This window comes from Nocardia sp. NPDC003979, from assembly GCF_053605015.1.
Map to the genome: position 1 here is coordinate 44952 of NZ_JBSGIJ010000030.1, position 6224 is coordinate 51175.

A 6224-nucleotide genomic window follows, 5' to 3' on the forward strand; every position below is an offset into this window, starting at 1 on the left:
GTGAAGGTCAAGCCGAACGTGCCGGTGATCACATGCTGATCGGCGAACTCGCGCACCGCACCGGGGTCGCCACCCGGCTGCTGCGCTACTACGAGGAACAGGGTCTGCTGCGTCCGCGCCGCGACCGCAACGGCTATCGCAGCTATCCCGAGGCAGCGGTCGCCCGAGTCGCCCGAATCCGGGACCTGCTGGCGGCGGGCCTGAACACCGAGGAGATCGCCGACCTGCTCCCGTGCGCCGAGCACGACGGACCGGTCCAGGCCTGCGAGAAATCGGTGCGCATCATGGCCGATCGGACCGCCGAGCTGGACCGCCGCATCGCGGACCTCGACCGTCAGCGCTCGCACCTCGCAGCCCAGCTCGACGCCAGCCTGGCGAACAGCGGCGCACCGATCCCGAGTGCGAGCCGCTAGGCCGACACGCCTCGGGCGGCACCGCCGACCGTTCTCGCACCGCCCCGGACGTCGAGGGCGGCGCAGTACTCATTCGCGTACGTAGAACCGCAGCGTGAGATAAGCGGTGACGGCCGCGAAGACGATGCCGACCGGTGCGATCGTCAGGGCGACCACCGCGATGTCGTCACCGGTGATGCGCGGGAACACATTGCTGTCGAACAGCGGGCCGAGCGCCCGGTCGATCACCAGCGGACGCGCGATCACCAAGCCGAGGACCGCCAGCACCGAACCGACAAAGGCAGCCGCGACCGCCTCGAGCAGGAACGGTAGCTGCGTATACCAGCGCGTCGCGCCGACCAGGCGCATGATGCCGACTTCCGTGCGCCGGGTGAACGCCGCGATCTGCACCATGTTCAGCACCAGCAGCATCGCGGCCAGCGCCATCACCAGCGCCAGACCGAACGCGGCATTGCGCAAACCGTCGAACAGGCTCACGAGCCGGTCGACGAACTCCTTGTCGTTGGCGACGATCCGCACGCCCTCCCGCGTCGCGAACGCGTCGTAGATGTGCTGGTACTGGTCGGCGTCGGTCATCTTCACCCGCAGCGAGGCGGGCAGGGGGGAGTCGGCGATGTACTGCACCATCTCCGGCTGATCCTCGAACAGCTTCTTGGCCTCCTCGAGCGCGTCGGCGCGGTTGAGGAACTGCACGCTCTCCACCCCGGAGGTCTGCTTCATGTCGGACAGCAGGGACTTGCACGGCTCGGCAGCGCAGTCGGGGTCGGTCTCGGAGACCGAGTCGTCGAGGTAGAAGCGCACCTCGAGGCGGCCGATGAAGAAGTTCTCGGTCTTGTCGGCCATCCGCACCGACAGCATGCCGCCGCCGAGCATCATCAACGACACCGCGGTGGTCAGGATCATCGCGACGGTCATCGTCAGGTTGCGGCGCAGGCCGTCGGCGACCTCGGTGAACAGGAAACTCAGTCGCATTATCGCCCCACCCCGTAGACACCGGTCGCCTCGTCGCGCACGAGTCTGCCGTGGTCGAGTTCCACCACCCGCCTGCGCATCGCGTCGACGATGTGATTGTCGTGGGTGGCCATCAGCACCGTGGTGCCCACCCGGTTGATCCGCTCCAGCAGCGCCATGATGTCGGCGCTGGTCTCGGGATCGAGGTTGCCGGTCGGCTCGTCGGCGAGCAGCACCAGCGGCCGGTTGACGAACGCGCGCGCGATCGCCACGCGCTGCTGCTCACCACCGGACAGCTCCGAGGGCAACCGGTTGCCCTTGCCGCCGAGCCCGACCATGTCGAGCACCTCCGGCACGGTCCGCTCGATGAACTGACGGCGCTTGCCGATCACCTCCAGCGCGAACGCCACGTTCTGTTCCACGGTCTTCTGCTGCAACAACCGGAAATCCTGGAACACGCACCCGATGCGCTGGCGCAACTTCGGTACCTTGCGCCCCGGTAACCGGTCGACCCGGAAATCGGCCACCCGGATCTCCCCGGAGGTCGGCGCCTCCTCCTTGAGCAGCAGCCGCATGAACGTCGACTTGCCGGAACCGGACGGGCCGATGATGAAGACGAACTCGCCCTTGTCCACCTCGACGGAGACGTTGTCCAGCGCCGGCCGCGTCGACGTTTTGTACGACTTGGAAACGTTGCGCATGGTGATCACGAGGAGCCAGTGTAGCCAGCGGGCTGCTCGTGACGGGTGCCCCGACGACGTCGGCGGGGCGCTACTGGGTGGGATTCACCCAGGACGGGACGGAATTGATCAGGGTCACCGGCTCGGTGGTCGTGCCGTCGGCCGGCTTCACGAACAGGTAGACGACGAAGGTCGATACCCAGGTGGCGATCAAGATCGCCGTGGACTTACGCGGTTTCACTGATTCCTTCCTTACGCAGGGCGGCGGCCACACGCACGCGCAGCTCACGCCCCACCTCGAATTGTTTGCCTGGCAATGTGCGGGCAACCATCCGAATGTTCATCTCGTCGAGCGACAGATCCTCCACGCCCATCACCGAAGGCTCGTCGAGCAGCAGCGGTTTCAGGCGGGCGTCCTGGTAGGCCTTGGTGCACACCTCGTGCAGCACCTCGTTGATCTTGTTGATATCGGCTTGCGCCGACACCGGCACATCGATCGCGGCGCGTGCCCAGTCCTTGGACAGGTTGGTCACCTTCACGATCTGGCCGTTGGGGATGGTGATCACCTCGCCGTCGGCGTTGCGCAGCGTGGTGATGCGCAGGGTCACGTCCTCGACGGTGCCCTCGGCCGGGTCGGCCGAGCCGGTGACCGCGATCTGCACCACGTCACCGAACCCGTATTGGCGTTCGGTGATGAGGAAGAACCCGGCGAGGATGTCCTGCACGATGCGCTGGGCACCGAAACCGAGCGCCGCACCGAGCACCGCCGCGGGGGCGACGAGGCCGGTCACCGAAAAGCCCAGGCGCCGAAGCACTTCCATGCCGACCAGCACATACACGATGGTCAGCACAACCCAGGTGATGACCTGGGCGAGCGCGTGCCGGTGCTTGGCCGCCTCGGTGCGGACAAGGGCGTCGCTCGAGTGGAACGAGGCATCGATCTTGCTGGTCACCCGGTCGCGCACGAACGCCGCGAACCGGCCGAACAGCATCGCGCCCACGACTAGCAGGACGATCTCCAGGCCGCTGGAGCGCAGCCAGGCGGTGATCTCCGTACCGCCGTTCATCGCGAGCACAGCGTTCATCGCGTCGCCCCGTGGGACGCGCGCAGGCACAGTTCCGGTCCGTTCGAACACACACCAGAAAGGTTACAGGCCGGTCACGGCGCGTCGTCAAACGTGAACAACGACACCATCGGCGAGCGAATCGCTGGCTATGCGTCGGCCTGTTCGCGCATGCGCCAACGGATTCCGGATTCGATGAATCCGTCGATGTCACCGTCGAGCACCGCCGAGGGGTTGTTGACCTCGTAGTTGGTGCGCAGATCCTTGACCATCTGGTACGGATGCAGCACGTAGGAGCGCATCTGGTTGCCCCACGAGGCGCCCTCGTTGGTCTTGAGCGCGTCCATCTGGGCCCGCTCCTCCTGGCGCTTGCGCTCGAGCAGCTTGGCCTGCAGCACGCGCATGGCCGAGATCTTGTTCTGCAGCTGCGACTTCTCGTTCTGGCAGGTCACCACGATGCCGGTGGGGATGTGGGTCAGGCGAACCGCTGAGTCGGTGGTGTTGACGCTCTGTCCACCGGGGCCCGAGGAGCGGTACACGTCCACCCGGATGTCACCGTCGGGGATCTCGATGTGGTCGGTGGTCTCCACCACGGGCAGCACCTCGACCTCGGCGAAGGAGGTCTGGCGGCGGCCCTGGTTGTCGAACGGGCTGATCCGCACCAGGCGGTGGGTGCCCATCTCGACCGACAGCGTGCCGTAGGCATACGGCGACTTCACCGCGAAGGTCGCGCTCTTGATGCCCGCTTCCTCGGCGTAGGAGGTGTCGTAGACCTCCACGCTGTACTTGTGCCGCTCCGCCCAGCGGATGTACATGCGCATCAGCATCATCGCCCAGTCGGCGGCATCGACACCACCGGCACCGGAGCGGATGTTGACCAGCGCGTCACGCTTGTCGTACTCGCCCGAGAGCAGGGTGCGCACTTCCATCGCCTCGATGTCCTCGCGCAGCGACGCCCGTTCGGCGTCGGCGTCGGCGAGTGCCTCGGTGGCGGCTGCGCCCTCCTCGGCCTCGGCGAGTTCGTAGAGCACCGGCATGTCCTCGAGCCGCTGGCGCAGGTCTTCCACCCGGCGCAGTTCGCTCTGGGCATGCGACAGCTCGCTGGTCACCAGCTGGGCGTGCTCCTGGTTGTTCCAGAGTTCGGGATCGGCGGCCTGGTGCTCGAGTTCATCGATGCGGCGGCGCAGTTCCTCGACATCGAGGACCGACTCGACCGTCTTGAGCGTGGTGTCGAGTTCGGCGAGGTCGGCGATAACGTCAGGATGCACGATGTCCAAGGTTACCGGTCGGCACCGACACGGCGAAACACGCGTACCACCACGTCAGCCAGCGACGGCGCGCAGACCACCCGGGCGGCGGCCGACGAGGTCGTCCAGGGCCGCTGCGCTCGCCGCGTCGGCGGGCAGCAGAACGTAGAGCGACTGATCGTCGTCGATCGACAGATCCAGCGACTCATAGGCCAGCCGCAGCTCACCGGCCTCGGGGTGGCTGATGCGGTTGATCCCACCCGATGGCGGCAGGCCCGGCAGGCGCGCGAGGCGGTCGGTGAAGGCGGAGCCCGTGGTGACGGTGAGCTCGTCGACCAGCGCGGCGACCATCGGATCGGCGCGGAACGGGCCCTGCTTGAGCGACGCGACCAGCTTGTCGGCCGCCTGATCCCAGTCCGGGTACAGCTCGCGCGCGCCGGGATGGGTGAAGACGAAACGCGCGATATTGGCGGGTTCGCCCTGGTCGAACAGGCCGCTGGGCCCCATGAGTCTGCGGTAGCCCGCCGTGCAGGCGAGCACTTCGGTGAACCGGTTGGTGATCGCGGCGGGTGCGGGTTCGAGCTGGTCGAGGATCGCGCGGACAGTCGGGCGCACCGTGCGGTTGGGTCCGTTCTCCGCCGCTCCGCAGCTGAAACCGGACATGCCCTTGGTGAGCTGATGCAGATGCACCCGTTCGCGCGGGGTCAACCGCAGCGTCTCGGCCAGCGCCGACAGCACCGGCGGCGAGGGATGCCGGTCGCGTCCCTGCTCGAGCCGGATCAGGTACTCCACGCTCACACCCGACAGCATCGCCACCTCGGCACGGCGCAGACCGGGCGTCCGCCTGCGCGCACCCGCCGGCAGACCGACCTCCGCGGGGGAGACCGACTCGCGTTTGGTGCGCAGGAACAGACCGAGTTCGTTGTCGCTCACCGCACCGACGGTACCGAGCCTCGCGGCGGCGAGAGTGGCCGTGCCACTACCACTCTCAGCGTGGTCTCCCTGCCCGGTCGCCCAGCGAGGAAATTGGGTTGCACCGGCCGATCGGGGCCGGCACCGAAGATTCGAGGAGCACACCGTGTCCGCATTGAAACTCGCGATCATCATCGGCAGCGTCCGCGACGGGCGGTTCGGCCCTGTCGTCGCCGAGTGGTTCGCCGCGCAGGTCGACGATCGGTTCGATGTCGATGTGATCGATCTGGCGGAGTTCGATCTTCCGGCCGAACTGCCCGCCGTTCCGCCTGCGATGGACCCTGATCCCGCGCGGCCTGCCGGGATGGTGGCGTTGTCCGATCGGCTTGCTGCTGCCGACGCTTATGTTGTTCTCACGCCCGAGTACAACCGGAGTTATCCGTCGGCTCTGAAGACTGCTATCGACTGGCACTTCACTCAGTGGGATCGCAAGACGATCGGGTTCGTCGGGTACAGCGGGGGGACCGGGGGTGTGCTCGCTATCGAACATCTGCGTCAGGTTTTCAACGAACTCAACGCACATACTGTTCGGGATTATGTGTCGTTCCCTCGTTATTACCTGTTGTTCGACGAGGATGGTCGGCTGCGTGAGCCCGAGGGGTTCGAGGCTGCGGCGAAAGTGATGCTGGATCAACTGTTTTGGTGGGCGACGGCGTTGGCGGGTGCTCGGTCCGTGGCGGTTTCTGCTTGATCTTTTTTTGGGGGGCGTTTGACGGGTGCTCAGCTGCATGGAGCTACTCGAGGCCGCTGCCTGCCGCACTTCCCGCCGCGTGGAACCACTGCGGTGTTTTGTGCACCACAAAGGTATTGGGCTGTGTTTTTGGAGCGCTGGCGCGCTCGAGCGCGGCCCCTGGGGGGCCGCGCGAACAGCGCTCGAGACTTGCGCTTCGCGCGTGC

General features: G+C 66.6%; 8 protein-coding genes. 2 read left to right on the forward strand and 6 right to left on the reverse strand.

What is annotated here, in order from left to right:
- Nucleotides 1-32 precede the first annotated feature (32 nt).
- Complete coding sequence (locus tag ACWEVR_RS32190; RefSeq protein WP_452469981.1) at nucleotides 33-413, forward strand: MerR family transcriptional regulator; 381 nt, start codon at nucleotides 33-35, stop codon at nucleotides 411-413.
- Nucleotides 414-482: 69 nt separating this feature from the next.
- Here the strand turns inward: ACWEVR_RS32190 and ftsX are convergent, their stop codons facing one another.
- The 6 genes from ftsX to ACWEVR_RS32220 form a co-directional block, all read right to left on the reverse strand.
- On the reverse strand, nucleotides 483-1385 hold the full coding sequence (gene ftsX, locus ACWEVR_RS32195) for a permease-like cell division protein FtsX (RefSeq protein ID WP_452469982.1): 903 nt from the start codon (nucleotides 1383-1385) through the stop codon (nucleotides 483-485).
- Entirely contained in the window at nucleotides 1385-2065 is a 681-nt protein-coding gene (gene ftsE, locus ACWEVR_RS32200; protein ID WP_210740346.1) for a cell division ATP-binding protein FtsE, read from the reverse strand. Before ftsE ends, ftsX begins: the two co-directional genes overlap by 1 nt.
- 70 nt (nucleotides 2066-2135) lie before the next feature.
- The gene (locus ACWEVR_RS32205) at nucleotides 2136-2285 is read right to left on the reverse strand and encodes a hypothetical protein (RefSeq protein ID WP_157102088.1); all 150 of its coding nucleotides are present in this window, start codon (nucleotides 2283-2285) and stop codon (nucleotides 2136-2138) included.
- Nucleotides 2272-3129: a mechanosensitive ion channel family protein gene (locus ACWEVR_RS32210; RefSeq protein ID WP_452469983.1), complete on the reverse strand. Its 858-nt coding sequence runs from the start codon at nucleotides 3127-3129 to the stop codon at nucleotides 2272-2274. The genes ACWEVR_RS32205 and ACWEVR_RS32210 overlap by 14 nt, the downstream gene beginning before the upstream one ends.
- Before the next feature lie 128 nt (nucleotides 3130-3257).
- Complete coding sequence (gene prfB, locus ACWEVR_RS32215; protein ID WP_452469984.1) at nucleotides 3258-4376, reverse strand: peptide chain release factor 2; 1119 nt, start codon at nucleotides 4374-4376, stop codon at nucleotides 3258-3260.
- Nucleotides 4377-4430: 54 nt separating this feature from the next.
- Nucleotides 4431-5288 (reverse strand): helix-turn-helix transcriptional regulator, encoded by an 858-nt coding sequence (locus tag ACWEVR_RS32220; RefSeq protein ID WP_452469985.1) that lies wholly within the window; start codon nucleotides 5286-5288, stop codon nucleotides 4431-4433.
- Between the two features lie 145 nt (nucleotides 5289-5433).
- Between ACWEVR_RS32220 and ACWEVR_RS32225 the strand changes: the two genes are divergently transcribed.
- Nucleotides 5434-6018, forward strand: coding sequence for an NADPH-dependent FMN reductase (locus ACWEVR_RS32225; protein WP_452469986.1), 585 nt, complete (start codon nucleotides 5434-5436; stop codon nucleotides 6016-6018).
- The last annotated feature ends 206 nt before the right edge of the window (nucleotides 6019-6224 follow it).

Coding starts and splice junctions, on each gene's coding strand:
- ftsX (WP_452469982.1), bottom strand. CDS start 1,385: ATGCGACTGAGTTTCCTGTTCACCGAGGTCGCCGACGGCCTGCGCCGC.
- ACWEVR_RS32190 (WP_452469981.1), top strand. CDS start 33: ATGCTGATCGGCGAACTCGCGCACCGCACCGGGGTCGCCACCCGGCTG.
- ftsE (WP_210740346.1), bottom strand. CDS start 2,065: ATGCGCAACGTTTCCAAGTCGTACAAAACGTCGACGCGGCCGGCGCTG.
- ACWEVR_RS32210 (WP_452469983.1), bottom strand. CDS start 3,129: ATGAACGCTGTGCTCGCGATGAACGGCGGTACGGAGATCACCGCCTGG.